The following is a 20,246-nucleotide window of genomic DNA, read 5'->3' as shown; positions in this document are numbered from 1 at the left end:
CGGAGTCGGGACGCACCGGTATCCGGTGGGTCCCGACGGGGCGGTCTCGCCGGCTCACTCCGCGTGCACCGTCAGCGCGGACCTGTCGGCGGTGGCGTCGACCAGCACCTTGTCGCCGTCCCGGATCTCGCCGGCCAGCAGTTTGCGGGACAGCTCGTCGCCGATGGCCGACTCCACCAGGCGACGCAGCGGCCGGGCCCCGAACACCGGGTCGAAACCGTTGACGGCCAGCCACTCCCGCGCCGCGGGCTGCACGTCCAGCGTGAGCCGCCGCTGCGCGAGCCGTTTGGCCAGCCGGTCCACCTGGATGTCCACGATCGAGGTCAGCTGCTCGGTGGACAGCGCGTGGAAGACCACCGTCCCGTCCAGCCGGTTCAGGAACTCCGGCTTGAACTGCTGGCGCACCACCGTCATCACGGCCTCGTCCCGTTCGGACTCCGAGAGGTTCGGGTCCGCGATGGCCTGCGAACCCAGGTTCGAGGTCATCACCAGGATCGTGTTGCGGAAGTCCACCGTGCGGCCCTGGCCGTCGGTGAGCCTGCCGTCGTCGAGCACCTGCAACAACACGTCGAACACGTCCTGGTGGGCCTTCTCCACCTCGTCCAGCAGCACCACCGAGTAGGGCTTCCTGCGGATGGTCTCGGTGAGCTGGCCGCCCTGGTCGTAGCCGACGTAGCCCGGGGGAGCGCCGACGAGCCTGGCGACCGAGTGCTTCTCCGAGTACTCGCTCATGTCGATGCGCACCATGGCGCGCTCGTCGTCGAACAGGAACTCGGCCAGCGCCTTGGCCAGCTCGGTCTTGCCCACACCGGTCGGGCCGAGGAACAGGAAGGAACCGGTGGGCCGGTCCGGATCGGACACTCCGGCCCGGGAACGCCGTACCGCGTCGGAGACCGCCCGCACGGCTTCGGACTGGCCGACCACCCTGGCGCCCAGGGCCTCCTCCATCCGCAGCAGTTTGGCGGTCTCGCCCTCCATCAGCCTGCCGGCGGGGATGCCGGTCCACGAGCTGACCACCTCGGCCACGTCGTCGGGGGTGACCTCCTCCTGGAGCATCGCCTTGGAACGGTTCTGTTCCTCGGTGGCCGCCTCCAGCTCCTTCTCCAGCTGCGGGATGCGCCCGTAGCGCAGCTCGGCGGCCTTGCCGAGGTCCCCGTCGCGTTCGGCGCGTTCGGACTCGCCGCGCACCGACTCCAGCTGGCTCTTGAGGTCGCGGACCCGGTCGATGGACTCCTTCTCCCGCTGCCAGCGCGCGGTCAGTTCGGACAGCCGTTCGCGCTGGTCGGCCAGTTCCTGGCGCAGGGTGGCCAACCGCTCCCGCGAGTCCGCGTCCTCCTCGGAGGACAGGGCCATCTCCTCGATCTCCAGCCTGCGCACGGCCCGTTCGACCTCGTCGATCTCGACCGGCCGGGAGTCGATCTCCATCCGCAGTCGCGAGGCGGCCTCGTCGACGAGGTCGATGGCCTTGTCCGGCAGGAAGCGGTCGGTGATGTAGCGGTCGGACAGGGTGGCCGCGGCCACCAGCGCGCCGTCGGTGATGCGCACCCCGTGGTGGACCTCGTAGCGCTCCTTGAGCCCACGCAGGATCGCCACGGTGTCGTCCGGGCTGGGTTCGTCGGTCAGGACCTGCTGGAACCTGCGTTCCAGCGCGGCGTCGGTCTCGATGTGCTTGCGGTACTCGTCCAGGGTGGTGGCACCGACCATGCGCAGCTCACCGCGGGCGAGCATGGGTTTGATCATGTTGCCCGCGTCCATGGAGCCCTCGCCGCTGGCTCCGGCTCCCACGATCGTGTGCAGCTCGTCGATGAAGGTGATCACCTGGCCTTCCGACTCGGCGATCTCCTTGAGTACCGCCTTGAGGCGCTCCTCGAACTCGCCCCGGTACTTCGCACCGGCCACCATGGACCCCACGTCCAGCGCGACCACGCGCTTGTCCCGCAGCGACTCGGGCACGTCACCGGCGATGATGCGCTGGGCCAGCCCCTCCACGATCGCGGTCTTGCCCACGCCGGGCTCGCCGATGAGCACGGGGTTGTTCTTGGTACGCCGGGACAGCACCTGCACCACCCGGCGGATCTCGGTGTCCCGGCCGATGACCGGGTCGAGTTCGCCGTTGCGGGCGCGTTCGGTGAGGTCCAGCCCGTACTGCTGCAGCGCGTTGTAGGTGCCCTCCGGGTCGGGGCTGGTCACCCGCGCGGAGCCGCGCACCTTGGTGAAGGCCTCCCGCAGCGAGTCCGGGGTGGCCCCGTTGCGGGTGAGCAGTTCGGCGACCTGACCGCCCTCGGCGGCCAGCCCCACGAGCAGGTGTTCGACGGAGACGTACTCGTCGCCGAGCTCGGTGGCCAGCTGCTGGGCGTGCGTGAGGGCCTTGACCGACTCCCGCGAGAGCTGCGGGGTGGAGACCGTGGACCCGGAGGCCGAGGGCAGCCCGTTGGCGAGCTGTTCGCACTCGGAACGCACCCGGGCGGGATCGGCCCCCACCGCCGAGAGCAGCGGGGAGGCCAGACCGTCACTCTGCGCCAGCAGCGCCCCGAGCAGGTGGGCGGGGGCCACGTCGGGGTTGCCCGCCATGGTCGCGGCCTGGGCGGCGGAGGAGATCGCCTGCTGGGCCTTGGTCGTCGGGTTGAAAGCGTCCATGTCTCACCTCTCCGTACCGAGGACACCGCTCCCGCGCCGAGAGCGCATGTCGTCGAGCGTCCGGTGGCCTACGAACCCGAACTCTCAGCCACCGTGGAAACAAACTTGAGTCTTTCTGACTCAAGTATAACGACATAACTGAGCGCGTGTAATCCTTCCTCGATCACGGGAGACGGGCGGCACGCTGTGCTCCGCGACACGCCGGCGAGGCCCTCCGCGAGAAAAGGCCGGGCGGCGGAACCGACCGTGGAACCGCCGCCCGGCCGTTGGCGGGCTCTCGGGCACGAGCTCAGCCGAACGCGGCGATGTTCCGCCGCGCCCACTGCCGGAAGGTTCGGGCGGGCACGCCCGTGACCTCCCGGACGGTGTCCAACACGCCGGGATCCCGTCCGGAGGTCGAGAGCATGTCCCCGACCAGCTCCTCGGGCAGGTGTCCCATGTGCTCACGGGCCTGTTCGACGCTCAGCCCCTCGAACAGGACGGGAGGACCGATGTTGCCGGTGGCCGAAGTAACCAGGATCACGAAGTCTCCGAGACGTCGGAAAGGGTCCGGAGAGGATCCGCGATCCTACAGTTCACTCGACGTCAACACCGCTCCCCCGGTCCGCCTCAGGCACCTTCCACCAACACGGCCTGCACGTCGATATCGACGCGCAGGGTGGTGCCGATCGCCGCGATCCCGGTGCTCAACGGCTGGTTGAAGGTCATGGCGAAGTCCTCCCTGCGCAGGAAGGTCGTCGCCGTGGCCGAGGCCCGGGTGCCGCCCCAGGGGTCCGGCCCCTTGCCGGTGAACTCGGTCTCCAGCCGAACCGGCCTGGTCACCCCGCACAGGGTGAGCCTGCCGTCCAGGTCCCACCGCTCGTCCTGCCCGCGCCGGATCCCGACCGTCTCGAAGGTGATCTCCGGATGGTTGGCCACGTCCAGGAAGTCGGCGCTGCGCAGGTGCTCGTCCCGCTGGGCGTTTCCGGTGTCCACGCTGGAGGCGACGATGCCCACCCGCACCTCGGAGGACTCCACGGGCCGGGCCACCCGGATGTGGCCCTCGAACTCGTTGAACCGCCCGTGGATGCTGGTGATGCCAAGATGCCGCGCCGTCGCGCGCACGGAGGAGTGGGCGGGGTCGATGCGCCACAGCCCCGGTTCGGGCAGTTCGGAACCGCCGACCGGGGACAGCTCGACCGTGCCCAGCTCGCTCTCGTGCCCGGGGCGCACCACGGCGGTCCGCGCCGTGGGCTGGTGTCCCAGCGCGGTGATGATGGCCGTGTGGCGCCCCGCGGGCAGCTCCGGGGCGCTGGCGATCCCCTCGGAGTCGGCCCGCACCCGACCCCGCTGCGCCCCGGAACCGTCGGTGACGGTCAACACCGCGTCGGGCAGGGGCAGGCCACCGAGCGAAAGCACCCGCACCGTGACCGCCCCGCCCGTCGGCTCGCCGTGCCCGTCTGTGTCCTCCTGCCCGGCAGTCATCCGGTCTTCCTCTCGTGATCGGCGGGACGTGGTGACACCGCGCCCCGCTCGTGGGCGAACGGACTCGACAAGGTCACTCCAGCCCGAGGGCGATGTCGTAGCCGACCTGCTCCTGCTGGACCCGCACCGTGTTCGCGGCGGGTGGGTAACCGGTGGCGATCACGGTGTACTCGCCGTGGGAGAGGTCGGTGAACTCGTAGGAGCCGTCCGTGTCGGTGACGGTGGAGGCGACCACCCCGCCGGCGGCGTCCAGCAGGGTCACCTGGGCCTCCGGGACCACGTGGCCCATCCGGGCGGAACGGACGACACCGCTGACCCGCGCTCCCGCCTCCAGGGCCACGTCGAGCGTGACCTGTCTGCCCTCGGAGACGGTGACCTCGGTGCTGACCGGCTGGTAGCCCTCGGCGGTCACCGTGAGGGCGTAGGAACCTGTGAGCAGGTCGGACAGCTCGTAGCCACCACCGCTTCCGGTGCGGGTCGCCGCCACGACGCTGCCCCGCACGTCGGTGAGCACGACCGTGGCCTCCGGCACGGGGACCGGCCCGCTGTGGACCATGCCGACCAGGCTCGCCCCTCCGGAGAGTTCGACGTCGTGCCGCACCGCGCGTCCGGAGACGACGATCATGGAGGCCGTGGGCTGGTAGTCACCGGCGGCGGCGATCAGCACGTACGTTCCGCCGCCGGTCGGCGTCACGCGATAGTGCCCCTGTTCATCCGAACGGGTGCGGTCTATCTGGTTCCCCAGGGAGTCGGTCAGGGTCAGCACCGCCTCGGCCAGGGGAACACCGCCCGGCCCGCGCACCACCCCGTGAACGGTCACCGCTCCGTCACCGGGGTGGAGCGAACCGGCGAAGCTCGTCCCGTTCACCTCGCGGGCGTGCCTGCCCGACCCACCGTCGGATGAAGCCGGTGACCAGCCCTCGACCGAGTTCTCCCCAGGGTTGTCCCCAGGCCTGTCCACAGAGTTGTCCACAACCCCTTCCGCTGTGTGCACAGTGCGTCCCGTCGCCTCCACAACGTCCCCTTCACGCCTGATCGGCTGCGCCGAAGCCACCGCACCGGTCGCCGATCCGGTGCGACCGCTCGGCGAGTTGTCCACAAGCTCGCCGGAATTTTCCACAGCCCGATCCCCGGACGGGGAGTCGTGCTTGTCGACGGTGGTCCGCAGCGGAACCTCGCGGATCACCAACACGGCGATCAGGGTGACCACCGAGATGCACGCCGAGATGAGGAACAGGTCCCCGATGGCCGTGCCGTAGGAGTCGCGCACGATCGCCTCGATCGGAGCGGGCAGCGCACCGATGTCCAGGGACACACCCCCCGAACCACTGACGCTCGGCGCCGAGGCACCGCCGGGCAGCTCGGCCAGCCCGTCGCTGACGTAGTCCGAGACCCGCGAGCCCAGCACCGCGCCGAGCACGGAGACCCCGGCCGAACCCCCCAGGGTGCGGAAGAACGTCACCACCGAGGTGACCGAGCCCATGTCCCGGATACCCACGCTGTTCTGCACCGCGAGCACGAGGTTCTGCATCAGCGCACCCACGCCGATCCCCATCAGGGCGAGGTAGACGTCCACGACCGGCAGCGGAGTGTGCGAGTCGATCGTGCTCAGCAGCCCCATCCCCAGGGTGAGCACCAGGGCCCCGCCGATGAGGAACGGCTTGATCCGGCCCGTGACCCGGGAGATGATCTGACCCGAGACCGTGGAGGACACGAACAGGCCGAGCACCATCGGCAGCGTCATCAGCCCGGCCTCGGTGGGGCTGTAGCCACGTCCGAGCTGGAAGTACTGGGCCAGAAACACCGAACCGCCGAACATGGCGGTTCCCACGGAGACCATCGCGATCACGGCCAGGGTGACGGTGGAGTTGCGGAACATCCCCAGCGGCACGATCGGCTCCCGCACCCTGGTCTCGATGAACACGGCCACCACCAGGGCCACCAGTCCCCCCGCGACGAACGCGGTGGTCTGCCAGGACAGCCAGTCGAACTGCTTGCCGGCCAACGACACCCAGGCCAGCAGCAGGCTGACCCCGCCGACCAGGAACAGGGCCCCGAACCAGTCGATCGAGACGTCCCGTTTGACCACGGGCAGCCGCAGCACACGCCCCAGTACGAGGAAGGCGATCACCGCGATCGGAGCCGTCACCCAGAAGCACCAGCGCCATCCGAGTGGGGAGTCCACGATCAGACCGCCCACCAGCGGTCCGCTCGTCGTGGCCACCGCGAAGGTCGCCCCGATGTATCCGGTGTAGCGACCGCGGTCGCGCGGGGCGACCATGGCGGCGATGACCACCTGGATCAGGGCCTGCATACCACCCATGCCGACGCCCTGGACCGCGCGGAAGACGATCAGCATGGACATCGACTGCGCGAAGCCGCCGAGCACCGAGCCGAGGGTGAACACGGCGATGGACAGCTGGTAGAGCAGTTTCTTGCTGAACAGGTCGGAGAGCTTGCCCCACAGCGGGGTGGTGGCCGTGGAGGTCAGCAGCATCGCCGTGACCACCCAGGTGTACTGGCCCTGGGTGCCGTTGAGTTCGGCGGTGATCCGAGGCAGCGCGTTGGACACGATGGTGGAGCTGAGGATGGCCACCAGCAGCGCCAGCATCAGACCGACGAGCGCCTTGAGCACCTGTCGGTGGGTCATCGCCTCCCCACCGGCCCCGTCTCCGGCTGCCGGGGCGCTGTGTCTTCCTTCCCGCTGACCGGTACCCGGTGGAGCGGCGTCGTCCTCGGCCGCGAGGCCCGGTGTCGTCATCGGTTTCCTTCCTCCGTGGTCTCGGTCGGACCGGACAGCGTTTCGCGGGAGGCGGCCAGCAGGTCGCGCGAGAGGGCCCGCAGCAGCTCGGTGAGGTGGACGACGTCGGCCTCGTCCCAGTCGCGCAGCGCGTGGCTGAGCCAGCTCGCCTTCCGGGCCTCCCGCTCGGCCAGCACCTGCCGGCCCCGTTCGGTGGCCCGCAGCAGGGAGACCCGGCGATCGGCCGGATCGGGCCTGCGTTCGACCAGTCCCTCCTGTTCGAGCTGGCCCAACTGCCTGCTCACCACCGAGGCGTCCACGACACGGCTGTGCGCCAGGTCGCAGGCCCGGGACTCGCCGCCGTGGACGAGTTCGGCCAGCAGCCCGGTTCCGGACGTGCTCAGTTCCCCGCTCTGGTACGCCCGCTGCAGTGCCGTCTGCCGGAACCCCAGCAGAGTCCGAAGCGGCCCCAGCAGCTGTCCGCAGGCTTCGGTGTGTGCGGTCATCGCCAACTCCTTTGGTTGGTACAACCAACTATAAACATATTAGTTTCACCAAGCAACTTAATGGGGATGTGGTCTCACCGACACACCGAGCCCAGCGGGGGCTCCTTCGGGACCGGGAGGTCCGGAGGTCAGTACATCGCGTTGAGCTTGCCCAACAACCTCGCGAACTGGTGCAGGTCCTCGGTGGACCACTGGGCGAAGTCGTCCCGCAGTCTGCGGGCCCGACGCTCCCGCGCCGCGTCCAGCCGGGCCCTGCCCGACTCGGAGAGCTGGATGATCCGGGCCCTTCCGTCCTCGGGATCGGGCACGCGACTCAACAGATCCAGCCGCACCAGATTGGCCACCTGCCTGCTCACCGTGGACTTGTCCAGGCCGATGCGCTCGGCCGCGTCGATGGCACGCAACGAGCCCGTGTCGGCCACCATCAACAGCAGGCTGTAGGAGGCCGGATCGAGTTCGGGATGGATCTCGGCGGCCACCGTCGAGGACATCTTGCGGGCCCTGCGGAAGAGCATCGCCAGCTCGTGCTCGACCTCGGCGGCGGCGCTGTCACGCTCCGCCCCACGGAAGGGGTCACCGCCCTCCCCGGCACGGTGCTCCTGCGGGCGGCCTTCACTCACCACCGGGCTCTCCCTCCGACGCCGACACTCCCAGTGTGACGGCAGCCGTCGTGGAGCGGTCATCCGGCCCACAAGCTCGGGAGAGCGGAGCTTTACTCCGTGTCGGGGCCTCCCGCGTCCACACCACGGAGTGACGGCAGCGTCGGCCCGCCGGTGCTCACCCCCGCTGGGGCTGGGTGCCGTGCCACGGCCGGGGAGTTCCCTTGGCCTCGAAGTAGTCCCCGCCCTTGCGCTTGACGTCGTCGCTGCCCCAGGCCCGGTTCCGGGGAACCGGTTCCATGCGGGGTATGTGCTTGCGGCAGTGGATATAGGCCTCCTCCACCTGCACGACCACCCAGCGTTCGGGTTTGCGGCCCCGTTCGAACTCGGCGGGCAGTCCGGGGTGGATCGCCCGGAGGTCGGCGTCCTCCAGGATGCGGGCCTTGCCGTTGACGTGCAGCCCGATCAGCTCGGTGACGAAGTCCACCAACAACATGCCCACGTGGGGGTTCTCACTGATGTTGCCGAGGCTGGCCATCACCCCGTTGCCCCGGTACTCGGGATAGGCCAGATGACGGTCGCCGAGGACCACGACGAAACCCGGCGGTCCCGCGCGCAGGCTGGAGTCGCACTCGCCGTGGCTGTCCGCCGTGGCGATGAAGGCCAGGTCCGTCTTGGCCACGAACTCCTTCATCCGCGGGTTGAGGTGGTCCAGCACCTGCTCGTCGTAGAACCGACGGGCCCGCCTGACCGTGTCGTAGGCGTGCTGCAGCAGGTGTTCCCCGGAGGAACCCGGCAGGTTCCCCCTGCCGTCGGGAAAGGGGTCGACGGGGGCACCGCCCGTCGAACCGCTGTCCACGGCGGGGTCGACGGCACGCATGACCGGCCGTGTGGGGGCTTCCGACACCCGGTTCCCCGCGACGACGGACTCTTCGTGTCCGGACGTTCGGCCGCTGCGCGGGGGAAGCGTGCATTCCGCGAGTTCCAGCTCCAGGAGTTCGGCCTTCGCCGTGCCGCCGGGGCGAACGGCCCCGGCGGAGGAGGTCAACCAGTCCGCGATCACGCGCCTCACCGTGTCATGTGTCGAAGAACACGCAAGACCCTAACGCGAAAACAACTCAACTGTGTGAGCCCTTATTGACGAAGCGTGTCGAAGCTCCACTCGAAGGTGTCATCAAGGATCACACACCCCGAAAAACGGGTTAGAGTCTCTGGCAGTCGGGGGACATGTACACGGACGCCGCGCCGCAGCGCCGGCCGCCAATGTGGAGAAACTCGCCCGAAAGTCATGACAGCCAACGCCGCTTTACGACCCGAACAGCCCGACGACGGGCAGAACCACACCCAGTCGGCCCACGCAGCGAACATGGTCCGACTCATCCGGCAGAGTTGGGCCGAGGTCGAACCCCACGCCGAGGACGTCTCCCGCTTCTTCTACAGCATGCTGTTCAGCATCGCCCCAGCGACCAGGGAACTCTTCCCGGTCAACATGGAGGTGCAGCGCAGCAGACTGTTGCGGGCCCTGGTGCACGTGGTCCAGATGGTGGATCGTCCCGACGAACTCACCCCCTTCCTGCAACAGCTGGGGCGCGACCACCGCAAGTTCGGTGTGGTCTCGGAGCACTACGAGGCCGTCGGGACGGCGCTGCTGGCCGCCATCAAACGGTACGCGGGCGAGGGCTGGACCGACTCGGTCGAACGGGCCTGGGCCGAGGCCTACACGCTCATGGCCACCACCATGAACAACGCGGCCGCCGCCGACGACGGCCCCGCCTGGTACAACGGCGAGGTCGTCCACCACGAACGCCTCAGCTGGGACCTGGCGGTGGTGCGCGTCCAACCCGAGTACCCGGTCCCCTACCAGGCGGGACAGTACGTCAGCGTGGAGGTTCCCCAACGCCCCCGACTGTGGCGCTACCTCTCCCCGGCCAACCCGCCCTCCGAGGACGGGACCATGGAGTTCCACGTGCGCTCGGTGCCGGGCGGCTGGGTCAGCCGCGCCATCGTGGGCCACGCACAACCCGGCGACCAGTGGCGCATGGGTGCCCCCATGGGGCGACTGGCCGTCGACCGCCACTCCGAACGCGACGTGGTGATGGTCGCAGGGGGAACCGGGATCGCCCCACTGCGCGCCATCGTCGAGGAACTCACCCAGTACGGAGACAACCCGAACGTCCACCTCTTCTACGGAGGACGCACCAGGGACGACCTCCACGAGCTGCGGAACCTGCAACAGGCGGCGATGAGCAACCCCTGGCTCAAGGTCGTCCCCGTGCTCGAGGACGACCCCTCCGCCCAGGGCGCCGAGCAGGGAACACTCGCCGACGCCGTCACCCGACGGGGAGCCTGGCAGGACCACGACGTGCTGGTCAGCGGTTCCCCGGAGATGATCCGCGCCACCGTCTCCCGGATGCTGGTGGCCGGAACCCCGCTGGAACGCATCCACTACGACCCGTTCACCCTGGACTGATCCTCCCGGCCCGGGCCGCGACGGCCCACCTTGTGAACCCTGGGCCGGGACACGAAAAGGTGGCGGCGGAGTTTCCGCCGCCACCCTGTGGTGCTCGTGTTCGTCCGCTCAGCGCCCGCGGCGTTCCGGCTTCCACACGACCAGCGCGGTCTCCCGCCGCACGGGAACGAGATCCCGCCGGTAGGAGGCGTGCACCCGCGCCGCGGCCTGCTCGGCCGCCGCGTGTGCCGCGGCCAGCTCCTCGGTCAGCTCCTGAACCTTGCCGCGCAGTGCGTCGACCTGGTTCTCCAGCTCGATGATGCGCTTGATCCCGGCCAGGTTCACCCCCTCCTCCTGGGAGAGGCGCTGCACCTCACGCAGCACCGCGATGTCCCGAGCCGAGTAACGCCGGCCTCCCGCGGGAGTACGCCCCGGCGAAACGAGGCCGAGCCTGTCGTAACTGCGCAACGTCTGGGCGTGCAGCCCGGACAGTTCCGCCGCCACGGAGATCACGAAAACCGGTGTGTCCTCGGTGGCGCCGGGGGGAAACCCCACCGACGCCCTCGGGTCCGAGGCCTCCTCACGCGCGGTCATTCCGCCCTCCGGACCAGTTCGTTCAGCTCGGCTCGCGGGTCGTGCTGAGCCGTGGCCGCAGCATAGGCCTCCAACGCCTCGGTCGCCTTGCCGTTCAACTTGGTCGGAACGGCCACCTGCAGCGTCACCAGCAGATCCCCGCTACTGCCGTCCTTCCTGCCGATTCCCTTGCCGCGCACCCGGAGAGTGCGTCCGCTGTTGGTCCCCGGCGGGACCTTCACCGAGACCTTGCTCTCCAGGGTCGGCACGGTCAACGTAGTGCCCAGAGCCAGTTCGGGGAAGGTCACCGGCACGGTGATGGTGAGATCGTCACCCGACCGTCCGAAGACGCGGTGCGGGTTGACGTGCACCACCACGTACAGATCCCCGGCGGGTCCGCCGTTGCTCCCCGGCTCTCCCTGTTGGGCCAGCCTGATCCGCTGTCCCTCGGAGACCCCCTGCGGGATCCGCACCGTCAACGTCCGCGTGCGGGTGCTGACTCCCTCCCCGCGGCACTCCGAACAGGGTTGGTCCACCACACGTCCACGACCCCGGCAGTCCGGGCAGGGCTCGCTGAACGCGAAGGCCCCCTGGTTGCGCGTGACCACGCCCTGTCCGGCGCAGGTCGAGCAGGTGCGCGGACTCGTTCCGGGCCGCGCACCGGAACCGTGACAGGTCGAGCAGGTGGCGGGGCTGGAAAGGCGCAACGGGACGGTCGCGCCCTTCACCGCCTCCACGAAGTCGATGCGGACCTCGGTCTCCACATCGGAGCCTCGGGTCGCCCTGCTGCGCGTACCGGCTCCGGCGCCTCCACGGTTGCCGAACAGGCCCCCGAACAGGTCGCCGAGTCCGCCGGTCTGGCCACTCGGGCCCCCGAACAGGTCACCGAGATCGAATCCGGCCCCGCCGGGACCCGGCCGGGAACCGAATCCACCGCCGCCGAAACCGCCGAATCCGCCGTGGCCACCGCCACCGCCGGAAGCGAACAGCCTGCGGGCCTCGTCGTACTGCTTGCGTTTCTCCGGGTCGGACAGCACACCATAGGCTTCGGAGACGGCCTTGAACTTGCTCTCCGCCTTGGTGTCTCCGGGGTTGGCGTCGGGGTGGTTCTCCCTGGCCAGCTTCCGGTACGCCTTCTTGATCTCGTCGGCCGAGGCGTCGGGAGAAACGCCCAGTTCGGCGTAGAAATCCTTGTCCAGCCATTCCCTGGCACTCACCGGACGTCCCTCCCTTCGGCTCGATGATCCTTCCCTACACGTGACGACCGGTTCCCCGGAACGAACGGCCGTTCCCGAGGGAACACGCGAGCGAGCCCGCTCGCCCAACAGTTACTGAACACGGCAGTTCCTCAGCAGTCTCGTGACTCAGCCTTGCTCGGAAGTCTCACCCTGGGAATCCGCCGCGACAGCGTCGCCGTCGCCCTCGGCGGCGGGCTCGTGATCGGTCACCGCGACCATCGCCGGCCGCAGCACCCGATCACCGAAGCGGTAGCCACGACGCAGCACCGTGGTCACGGTGGGCCCGCTGACCTCGGGGGAGGTCTCGTGCTGAACCGCCTCGTGCACGCTCGGGTCGAACTCCTCGCCCTCCTGGCCGAAACCTTCCAGACCGGCTTCGCGCAGCGCGGAGGTGAGTTTGTCCGAGACCGCCCTGAACGGGCCGGTCAGGTCTCCGTGCGCCTCGGCACGTTCGAGATCGTCCAGCACCGTCAGCAGGGACTCCGCGACCGACGCCTTGGCGTTGTTGATCACGGTTTCCCGGTCCCGCTCGACCCGCTTGCGGTAGTTGGCGTACTCGGCCTGGACCCGCTTGACGTCGGCGGTCAGCTCGTCGACCTGACGTCGCAGCTCGGCCTCGGCGTCCGAGGAGGCGGCCTCCGCTCCCGCGGCCTCGGCCGCGGTCTCCACGGCGTCGGCCTCGGCGGCGACCTTGGCCAGTTCGTCGTCCAGCGTTCCGGACATGCTGTCGGTCACCTCACCGGAGCGTGCGCCCTCGGAGTCGTCCTTCCCGGAGGGACGGGGCGTGCCCGTCTCCGGGTCGATCCTGCGCTTGTCCCGCACGACCACGGGCTCCTGCTCGTCCTCTTCCCGCGTACCGGGGTTCTGTTGTGCGTCCCGGTCCTCTTCTGGCCTGTTCGCAGTCACTTCTTCTTCTCGTCCTCGTCGTCGACGACCTCGGCATCCACCACATCGTCAGCACCGGAGGACTCGGACGAGCCCGAAGCGGTCTGACCGGCGTCACCGGCGGCGCCCGCCGCGGCGGTCGCGTCACCACCGGCCTCGGAGTACAGCGCCTGGCCCAGCGACTGGGACTCGGTGGCCAGCTTCTCCACCGCCGACTTGATGGCGTCGGTGTCCTCGCCCTTCAGCGCCTGGTTGACCTCGTCGATGGCGCCGCGCACCTTCTGCTTGGTCTCGTCCGGCAGCTTGTCGTCGTTGTCGGACAGGACCTTCTCGGTCTGGTGGACCATCGACTCGGCCTGGTTGCGGGTCTCGGCCTCCTCCCGCTTCTTGCGGTCCTCCTCGGCGTGGGCCTCGGCGTCCTTGATCATCTGGTCGATGTCCTCCTTCGGCAGCGCCGAGCCGCCGGTGATGGTCATCGACTGTTCCTTGCCGGTGCCCTGGTCCTTGGCGCTGACGTGCACGATGCCGTTGGCGTCGATGTCGAAGGTGACCTCGATCTGCGGCACACCGCGCGGGGCCGGGGGCAGGCCGGTCAGCTCGAACATCCCGAGCTTCTTGTTCTCCGCGGCCATCTCGCGCTCGCCCTGGAAGACCTGGATCTGCACCGAGGGCTGGTTGTCGTCGGCCGTGGTGAAGGTCTCCGAGCGCTTGGTCGGGATGGTGGTGTTGCGCTCGATCAGCTTGGTCATGATGCCGCCCTTGGTCTCGATGCCCAGGGACAGCGGCGTGACGTCGAGCAGCAGCACGTCCTTGACGTCGCCACGCAGCACACCCGCCTGCAGACCGGCGCCGACGGCGACGACCTCGTCCGGGTTGACACCCTTGTTCGGCTCCTTGCCGCCGGTGAGTTCCTTGACCAGGTCGGTCACGGCGGGCATACGGGTCGAGCCGCCGACCAGCACCACGTGGTTGATGTCGTTCACGCCGATGCCGGCGTCACGCAGCACGGCCTCGAAGGGCTTGCGCGTGCGCTCCAGCAGGTCCGAGGTGATCCGCTGGAACTCCGCCCTGGTCAGGGTCTCGTCCAGGAAGAGCGGGTTCTTGTCGGCGTCGACGGTGATGTAGGGCAGGTTGATGTTGCTCTGCGCGGAGCTGGAGAGCTCGATCTTGGCCTTCTCGGCCGCCTCCTTGATCCGCTGCAGCGCCATCTTGTCCTTGGTCAGGTCGATGCCGTTCTGCGCCTTGAACTTGTCGACCAGCCACTCGACGATGCGCTCGTCCCAGTCGTCACCACCGAGGTGGTTGTCACCGCTGGTGGCACGCACCTCGACGACGCCCTCGCCGATCTCCAGCAGGGAGACGTCGAACGTCCCGCCACCGAGGTCGAAGACCAGGATGCGCTGGTCGTTCTCGCCCTTGTCCAGGCCGTAGGCCAGCGCGGCGGCCGTGGGCTCGTTGACGATGCGCAGCACGTCCAGCCCGGCGATCTGGCCCGCCTCCTTGGTGGCCTGGCGCTGGGCGTCCTCGAAGTAGGCCGGGACGGTGATGACCGCCTCGGTGACCTCCTCGCCCAGGTAGGCCTCGGCGTCCCGCTTGAGCTTCATCAGCACGCGGGCGCTGATCTCCTGCGGGGTGTACTCCTTGCCGTCGATCTCGGTCTTCCAGTCGGTGCCCATGTGGCGCTTCACCGACCGGATGGTGCGGTCGACGTTGGTCACGGCCTGGTTCTTGGCCGGCTGACCGGTGAGTACCTCACCGTTCTTCGCGAACGCGACGATGGAGGGCGTGGTCCGCGCCCCCTCGGAGTTGGCGATGACCGTGGACTCACCGCCCTCCAGTACGGAAACGACGGAGTTTGTCGTCCCCAGGTCGATACCGACCGCTCGCCCCATTGGAAGTCTCCTCCACTGTGTTGATTCCGCGTCCAGGACTGATGACTCCTGAGTCTTGCTGACTCAAGTCATACCGAAACAGCGACCCGCTCGTCAAACCGGGCTTGAGTCACAGAAACTCAAGGTTTCTGCCCTCACAACGCGGGAGGTCCCGCGTGTGTTCCCGAAAGAGTGTGACGAAGCCCCGTGACCGGCGGTGCGAGCCGTGTGACGTCAGGAGTCTCCCCGGGGATTCCCGTCTCGGCGAACGCGGAATCCGGCCGGCCCGCGACCTCGGGCACCCTCCGTGGAACGGGCCGCGCGTTCCGGCGGCCACGGGCGGCCCTCCCGCGCGGGCCCCGTAGGATGGAGCACCACAGGGCACACGCCGTACTCGAGGATGCTGATGTTGCGCGTCGCCGTCCCGAACAAGGGATCGCTGCACGGTCCGACCACCCAACTGCTCGACGAGGCCGGATACCGGTTGCACCGCGAACATCGGGCCCTGTTCGCCGAGGACCGGGCTAACAACGTCCGGTTCATCTTCTGGCGGGCCAGTGACATCGCCCGCAACGTGGGCGCCGGGATCCTCGACGTGGGCATCACCGGCCAGGACCTGCTGGCCGGGGCGGGCACGGCCGCCCACACCACGGAACTGCTCCCGCTCGGTTTCGGCGGTTCCGAGTTCTACTTCGCCGCGGCCTCCGGAGGACCGATCCGTTCGGTGCGCGACCTGGACGGCAAACGGGTGGCCACCTCGTTCCCGCTGTTGGTCGAGCAGGCCGCGCGGGAACACGACATCGAGATCAACACCGTGGAGCTGGACGGGGCGGTGGAGACCGCCGTGGAACTCGGGCTGGCCGACGCCATCGCCGACGTGGTGGAAACCGGCTCCTCGCTGCGCGCGGCGGGTCTGGAGACGCTGGGGGAACCGATCATGCGTTCCCAGGCGGTGCTCGTGCGCGGAGCGGACAACCCGCTCACCCCGGAACGGGAGCAGGCGGTGCGGGTGCTGCTGCAACGCCTGCGGGGCGTGCTCGACGCGCGCAGCTACGTGGTCATGGACTACAACTGCCCGCAGTCCGCGCTGGAGACGGCCACCGCGATCACCCCGGGCAAGGAGTCCCCCACGGTGTCCAGTCTCACCGAACCGGGCTGGGTCGCGGTGCGCTCCATGGTCCCCCGCGACGACGTCCAGAGCGTGATGGACCGCCTCGCCGAGGTGGGGGCCACCGAGATCCTGGTCACCAGGCTGGAGGCCTGCCGGCTCTGATCCCGCCCCGTGAGCGGCCCGCGCACGCGGGGTCGTGGAGTCAGGCCCGCTCGTGCACCAGGGCGGCCAGCGCGGGGCGGAACACCTCGGGGCCGGGAGGTTCCTCGGCGATCAGCGCCTGCATCAGCAGACCGTCGATGGTGGCCAGCAGCGCCCGCACCGCACCGGGGTCCCTGCTGCCGGTCTCGTGCACGTGCCCGGCCGCCACCTCGATCCAGCGCCGCGCCGCCGGGCGAAGCGCCGGTCTCCGGGCGGCCAGCAGGTACAGCTCGTACTCGGCGAGGGTGCGCCCGCGGTGTTCCCGTACCATCCGGGACAGCAGCTCGGCCGTGGTGCTCACCCAGTGCTCGGAGTCGACGACCTCGTCGGCCAGGGCCCGCAGCTCGGCGATCATGGTCTCGCAGCTCTCCAACAGCGTGGCCACCAACACCCCGTCGATGCTGTCGAAGTAGTAGACGACCGAGGCGGGGGGAACCCCGGCCTGGCGCGCGATGTTGCGGTGGCTGACCCCGGCGATCCCGTCCCGTTCGACCACGCGCAGGGTGGCGTCGATGATCGCGCGGCGTCTGCGTTCGCCCTTGGCACGACGTCCGTCGGTCCGCTCCCGCGGGCCGGGGGATGCGGTCAATGTGCTCCTCCGAGTTCCAGCGCGACCACCCCACCGATGATGAGCGCGATTCCCAGCAGCTGCGTCGCGGTGATGCTCTCGTTCAGGAACATCGCGCCGATGAGCGCTACAAGGGCGACTCCGGCTCCGGACCAGATCGCGTAGGCCACTCCCACGGGGATGCCCATGCGGAGGACGTTGGCCAGGGCGACGAACGCCGCCCCGTATCCGAGCACCACCAGCATCAGGGGCAGGGGTCTGCTCAGCCCCTCGACGAAGCGCAGCGAGATCGTTCCGAGCACTTCCGACAGTATCGCCGCCGCCAAGACGATGTAGACCACGAAACCTCCGAGTGTCGCCGTCTCCCCATGGGACGACGAAACGACAATAAATTGAACAGGTGTTCCATTTTCTGAATATACCCCTCCCCCGAGGACGTGTCGAGCACACCGTGCGACGGATGGACGAAGCTCCCGGTGAGGAGGAGCTGAGAGACCCGCCCGTCACCCTGAAGAGTCCTCCGCGCCCCGCACGTGGCGAAAATCGCACCGCTGCCCGCGCGGGCGCGTCCCGAGCGTCCCCCGTGGGAGGGACCCTGGCTCATGCGGGCAAAACGCCCCGCCGAGCGGCACCGCCACCCGAGGAACCACCCTGTCGTGTCACGGCGGGAAGGGTGCCGAACTGTTGCCGGACTGGTCTTTCGCGATAGCGTCTCGCACAATCCCCGACTGTTTCCACCACGAGCGGAAACCCCAATGGTTACCGGCGAGTAATAGGGTTTACGCTCGGTGTTCAAACCCGCGAACAGGAGGCCACGAGCATGGTAGCCCTACAGCTCGTCCTGGGCCTGATCTGTCTTGCCGTGACCGTCGTCGCGGTGGTCATGGTGGTCAGGACGGTTCGCCGGATGATCTCCTCCATCCGGCTCGGACAACCGGACCCGAACCGCAAGGGGCCGTTCGGCGCCCGGTTCAGCAACATGCTCAAGGAAGTCCTCGGGCACACCAGGATGCTCAAGTGGAGCCACGTGGGCATCGCCCACTGGTTCGTCATGGTGGGCTTCGGCGGACTCAGCCTGAGCGTCCTCGTCGCCTACGGCGAAGTCTTCCACGCGCCCTTCGAGATCCCGTGGCTGGGCGCCTTCGGCCCGTGGAACCTGCTGGTCGAAATCCTCGGAGTGACCACGATCCTCGGCGGGATCTGGCTGAGCGCGGTACGCCAGCTCAACCACCCGCGCCGCGCCGGACGCGTCTCCCGCTTCGCCGGGTCCAACTTCTGGCAGGCCTACTTCGTGGAGGCCGTGGTCATCCTCGAAGGCGTCGGCATCATGGGGCTGCGCTCCTTCAAGGTCTCCTCCGACCTGTTCCACGCCCCGGTGTGGTCGGCCCCGATCAGCCACGCCCTCGGCAGCGTGCTGCCCCCCAGCGAACTGGCCGTGTCGGTGTTCGCCGCGTTCAAGATCCTCTCGGCGATGATCTGGGTCATCGTCATCGCCGCCAACATCACCATGGGCGTGGCCTGGCACCGCTTCACCGCCTTCTTCAACATCTACTTCAAGCGGGACCCGGAACGGACCGCGCTGGGCGCGCTGAAGCCGATGATGAGTCGCGGCGAGCCGATCGACTTCGAGGATCCCGATCCGGACAACGACATCTTCGGTGTCGGCCAGGTCGAGGAGTTCTCCTGGAAGGGCTGGCTGGACTTCACCACCTGCACCGAGTGCGGGCGCTGCCAGTCCCAGTGCCCCGCGTGGAACACGGCCAAACCGCTGTCGCCGAAGATGCTGATCACCAGCCTGCGCGACCACGCCCACGCCAAGGCCCCCTACCTGCTGGAGGGCGGTCGCAAGGACACGATGACCGGCCAGGAGGTCGGCATCACCGGTGACGACGCCCAGCAGCGACTCGACAGGATCGACGCGCTGGCGCTGGCCGAGGCCGAACGCCCCCTGGTCGGCGGTCCCGAGGAGGCCGGGGTCATCGACCCCGAGGTGCTGTGGGCCTGCACCAGCTGCGGTGCCTGCGTCGAACAGTGCCCGGTGGACATCGAGCACGTCGACCACATCGTCGACATGCGCCGCTACCAGGTGATGATCGAGTCGAACTTCCCCACCGAGCTCGGGGGGATGTTCAAGAACCTGGAGAACAAGGGCAACCCCTGGGGCCAGAACAACAAGGACCGGCTGGCCTGGACCGAGGACCTCGACTTCGAGGTTCCCGTGTTCGACGGGGAACTGGACGAGGACGTCGAGTACCTGTTCTGGGTCGGTTGCGCGGGCGCGTTCGAGGACCGCGCGAAGAAGACCACCAAGGCCGTGGCCGAACTGCTGCACATCGCGGGCGTCAAGTACGTGGTGCTCGGCCCGGAGGAGGGCTGCACCGGCGACCCGGCCCGGCGCGCGGGCAACGAGTTCCTCTTCCAGACCCTGGCCGAGCAGAACGTGGAAACGCTGAACTCGGTGTTCGAGGGCCGCGAACCGGGCAAACGCAAGATCGTCGCCACCTGCGCGCACTGCTTCAACAGCCTCGCCAACGAGTACGGCCAGCTCGGCGGCAACTACGAGGTGGTGCACCACACCCAGCTGCTCAACCGGCTGGTGCGCGAGAAGCGGCTGGTTCCGGTGGCCCCGGTCGCCGAGGACGTCACCTACCACGACCCGTGCTACATCGGCAGGCACAACAAGGTCTACGAACCGCCGCGTGACCTGGTCAACGCCTCGGGCGCCTCGTTCCGCGAGATGCCCCGGCACGCCGACCGCGCCATGTGCTGCGGCGCCGGCGGCGCCCGGATGTGGATGGAGGAGCACACCGGCAAGCGGATCAACCTCGACCGCGTGGACGAGGCCCTGGGCACGGCACCCTCGAAGGTGGCCACCGGCTGCCCGTTCTGCAAGGTCATGCTTACCGACGGGATGACCACCCGGCAGAACGAACAGGTCGCCTCGGAGGACGTCGAGGTCGTCGACGTGGCCCAGCTGCTGTTGCAGTCGGTCAAACGCGGCGAGAACACGGCCTCGGCTTCCGGTGGGGAGTCCGGCGAGCCGTCCACGAACGGGAAGGCCCCGGCCTCGGCGACGGCCGAGGGCTCGACCTCCGGCGGTACCGGGACCAGCGGAGCCTCGGCCTCCGGCGAGGACAAAGCCGAGGGCTGAGAACACCGTCTCCCACCGGGATGACACACTCCGGGTGGGAGACGTCCGCGCGGCGGCACCGGTTCGGCACGACCGGACGCGGTCCTCCGCGCGGGATTTTCCACACGGCGGGGAAGGGGCCGGGCTCGGGCGAGCCCGGCCCCTTCTCGTGTCCACCCGGCCATCCGATGGGGTGAAAGATCGTCGCGGCCTGCCGAACACTCGGCCACTCGCGGCAGACTCGGGCCATGAGTACCGTGGTGGCCGAAGGGGT

16 protein-coding genes are annotated in these 20,246 nt (G+C 69.0%); 3 read left to right on the top strand and 13 right to left on the bottom strand.

Annotated features, from left to right (window positions below):
• Positions 1-54: 54 nt before the first annotated feature.
• The 7 genes from clpB to ACTMO_RS21505 form a co-directional block, all read right to left on the bottom strand.
• Entirely contained in the window at positions 55-2,637 is a 2,583-nt protein-coding gene (gene clpB / locus ACTMO_RS0118865) for an ATP-dependent chaperone ClpB (RefSeq protein WP_019856236.1), read from the bottom strand.
• Positions 2,638-2,926: 289 nt separating this feature from the next.
• On the bottom strand, positions 2,927-3,160 hold the full coding sequence (locus tag ACTMO_RS0118860) for a hypothetical protein (protein ID WP_019856235.1): 234 nt from the start codon (positions 3,158-3,160) through the stop codon (positions 2,927-2,929).
• 86 nt (positions 3,161-3,246) lie between these two features.
• Positions 3,247-4,101, bottom strand: a complete 855-nt coding sequence (locus ACTMO_RS0118855; protein ID WP_019856234.1) for a YceI family protein — start codon at positions 4,099-4,101, stop codon at positions 3,247-3,249.
• A 73-nt stretch (positions 4,102-4,174) separates the two neighbouring features.
• Positions 4,175-6,862, bottom strand: a complete 2,688-nt coding sequence (locus ACTMO_RS0118850; RefSeq protein ID WP_019856233.1) for an MFS transporter — start codon at positions 6,860-6,862, stop codon at positions 4,175-4,177.
• Positions 6,859-7,347 carry a MarR family winged helix-turn-helix transcriptional regulator gene (locus ACTMO_RS0118845; RefSeq protein ID WP_019856232.1) on the bottom strand — a complete coding sequence of 163 codons (489 nt, stop codon included), beginning with the start codon at positions 7,345-7,347 and terminating at the stop codon, positions 6,859-6,861. Before ACTMO_RS0118845 ends, ACTMO_RS0118850 begins: the two co-directional genes overlap by 4 nt.
• Positions 7,348-7,475: 128 nt before the next feature.
• Complete coding sequence (locus tag ACTMO_RS0118840) at positions 7,476-7,967, bottom strand: MarR family winged helix-turn-helix transcriptional regulator (RefSeq protein ID WP_051099389.1); 492 nt, start codon at positions 7,965-7,967, stop codon at positions 7,476-7,478.
• A 157-nt stretch (positions 7,968-8,124) separates the two neighbouring features.
• Positions 8,125-9,009, bottom strand: a complete 885-nt coding sequence (locus ACTMO_RS21505) for a pyridoxamine 5'-phosphate oxidase family protein (protein ID WP_019856230.1) — start codon at positions 9,007-9,009, stop codon at positions 8,125-8,127.
• A gap of 303 nt (positions 9,010-9,312) precedes the next feature.
• Here ACTMO_RS21505 and ACTMO_RS0118830 point away from each other — a divergent pair, with 303 nt between their 5' ends.
• Positions 9,313-10,416, top strand: coding sequence for an FAD-binding oxidoreductase (locus ACTMO_RS0118830; protein WP_026449399.1), 1,104 nt, complete (start codon positions 9,313-9,315; stop codon positions 10,414-10,416).
• Between the two features lie 108 nt (positions 10,417-10,524).
• Here the strand turns inward: ACTMO_RS0118830 and ACTMO_RS0118825 are convergent, their stop codons facing one another.
• From ACTMO_RS0118825 to dnaK, 4 genes are all read right to left on the bottom strand, one after another.
• Positions 10,525-10,989: a heat shock protein transcriptional repressor HspR gene (locus ACTMO_RS0118825; protein ID WP_019856228.1), complete on the bottom strand. Its 465-nt coding sequence runs from the start codon at positions 10,987-10,989 to the stop codon at positions 10,525-10,527.
• Positions 10,986-12,185: a molecular chaperone DnaJ gene (gene dnaJ / locus ACTMO_RS0118820; protein WP_019856227.1), complete on the bottom strand. Its 1,200-nt coding sequence runs from the start codon at positions 12,183-12,185 to the stop codon at positions 10,986-10,988. Before dnaJ ends, ACTMO_RS0118825 begins: the two co-directional genes overlap by 4 nt.
• A gap of 147 nt (positions 12,186-12,332) precedes the next feature.
• The gene (grpE, locus tag ACTMO_RS0118815) at positions 12,333-13,034 is read right to left on the bottom strand and encodes a nucleotide exchange factor GrpE (RefSeq protein ID WP_019856226.1); all 702 of its coding nucleotides are present in this window, start codon (positions 13,032-13,034) and stop codon (positions 12,333-12,335) included.
• Between the two features lie 74 nt (positions 13,035-13,108).
• Complete coding sequence (gene dnaK, locus ACTMO_RS0118810; RefSeq protein ID WP_019856225.1) at positions 13,109-14,983, bottom strand: molecular chaperone DnaK; 1,875 nt, start codon at positions 14,981-14,983, stop codon at positions 13,109-13,111.
• Positions 14,984-15,362: 379 nt separating this feature from the next.
• On the opposite strand from dnaK, the gene hisG reads away from it, so the two are divergent.
• Entirely contained in the window at positions 15,363-16,235 is an 873-nt protein-coding gene (gene hisG, locus ACTMO_RS0118805) for an ATP phosphoribosyltransferase (RefSeq protein WP_019856224.1), read from the top strand.
• A gap of 40 nt (positions 16,236-16,275) precedes the next feature.
• Here the strand turns inward: hisG and ACTMO_RS0118800 are convergent, their stop codons facing one another.
• Complete coding sequence (locus ACTMO_RS0118800) at positions 16,276-16,863, bottom strand: TetR/AcrR family transcriptional regulator (protein WP_019856223.1); 588 nt, start codon at positions 16,861-16,863, stop codon at positions 16,276-16,278.
• Positions 16,860-17,183: a DMT family transporter gene (locus tag ACTMO_RS0118795; RefSeq protein WP_019856222.1), complete on the bottom strand. Its 324-nt coding sequence runs from the start codon at positions 17,181-17,183 to the stop codon at positions 16,860-16,862. The genes ACTMO_RS0118800 and ACTMO_RS0118795 overlap by 4 nt, the downstream gene beginning before the upstream one ends.
• Positions 17,184-17,662: 479 nt before the next feature.
• On the opposite strand from ACTMO_RS0118795, the gene ACTMO_RS0118790 reads away from it, so the two are divergent.
• On the top strand, positions 17,663-19,993 hold the full coding sequence (locus ACTMO_RS0118790) for a heterodisulfide reductase-related iron-sulfur binding cluster (RefSeq protein ID WP_019856221.1): 2,331 nt from the start codon (positions 17,663-17,665) through the stop codon (positions 19,991-19,993).
• Positions 19,994-20,246: the final 253 nt, after the last annotated feature.

Origin of the sequence: Actinopolyspora mortivallis DSM 44261 (genome assembly GCF_000384035.1) — a bacterium.
In the GTDB taxonomy this organism is placed as follows: Bacteria; Actinomycetota; Actinomycetes; order Mycobacteriales; family Pseudonocardiaceae; genus Actinopolyspora; species Actinopolyspora mortivallis.
This window is presented reverse-complemented; position numbering and strand designations above follow the sequence as displayed.

What these genes read in the sequence shown, in the direction of transcription:
- ACTMO_RS0118825 (WP_019856228.1), bottom strand. Translation starts at nt 10,989, where the DNA reads ATGACCGCGCGTGAGGAGGCCTCGGACCCGAGGGCGTCGGTGGGGTTT.
- ACTMO_RS0118855 (WP_019856234.1), bottom strand. Translation starts at nt 4,101, where the DNA reads ATGACTGCCGGGCAGGAGGACACAGACGGGCACGGCGAGCCGACGGGC.
- ACTMO_RS0118790 (WP_019856221.1), top strand. Translation starts at nt 17,663, where the DNA reads ATGGTAGCCCTACAGCTCGTCCTGGGCCTGATCTGTCTTGCCGTGACC.
- clpB (WP_019856236.1), bottom strand. Translation starts at nt 2,637, where the DNA reads ATGGACGCTTTCAACCCGACGACCAAGGCCCAGCAGGCGATCTCCTCC.
- ACTMO_RS0118845 (WP_019856232.1), bottom strand. Translation starts at nt 7,347, where the DNA reads ATGACCGCACACACCGAAGCCTGCGGACAGCTGCTGGGGCCGCTTCGG.
- ACTMO_RS0118830 (WP_026449399.1), top strand. Translation starts at nt 9,313, where the DNA reads ATGGTCCGACTCATCCGGCAGAGTTGGGCCGAGGTCGAACCCCACGCC.
- dnaK (WP_019856225.1), bottom strand. Translation starts at nt 14,983, where the DNA reads ATGGGGCGAGCGGTCGGTATCGACCTGGGGACGACAAACTCCGTCGTT.
- hisG (WP_019856224.1), top strand. Translation starts at nt 15,363, where the DNA reads ATGCTGATGTTGCGCGTCGCCGTCCCGAACAAGGGATCGCTGCACGGT.
- ACTMO_RS0118850 (WP_019856233.1), bottom strand. Translation starts at nt 6,862, where the DNA reads ATGACGACACCGGGCCTCGCGGCCGAGGACGACGCCGCTCCACCGGGT.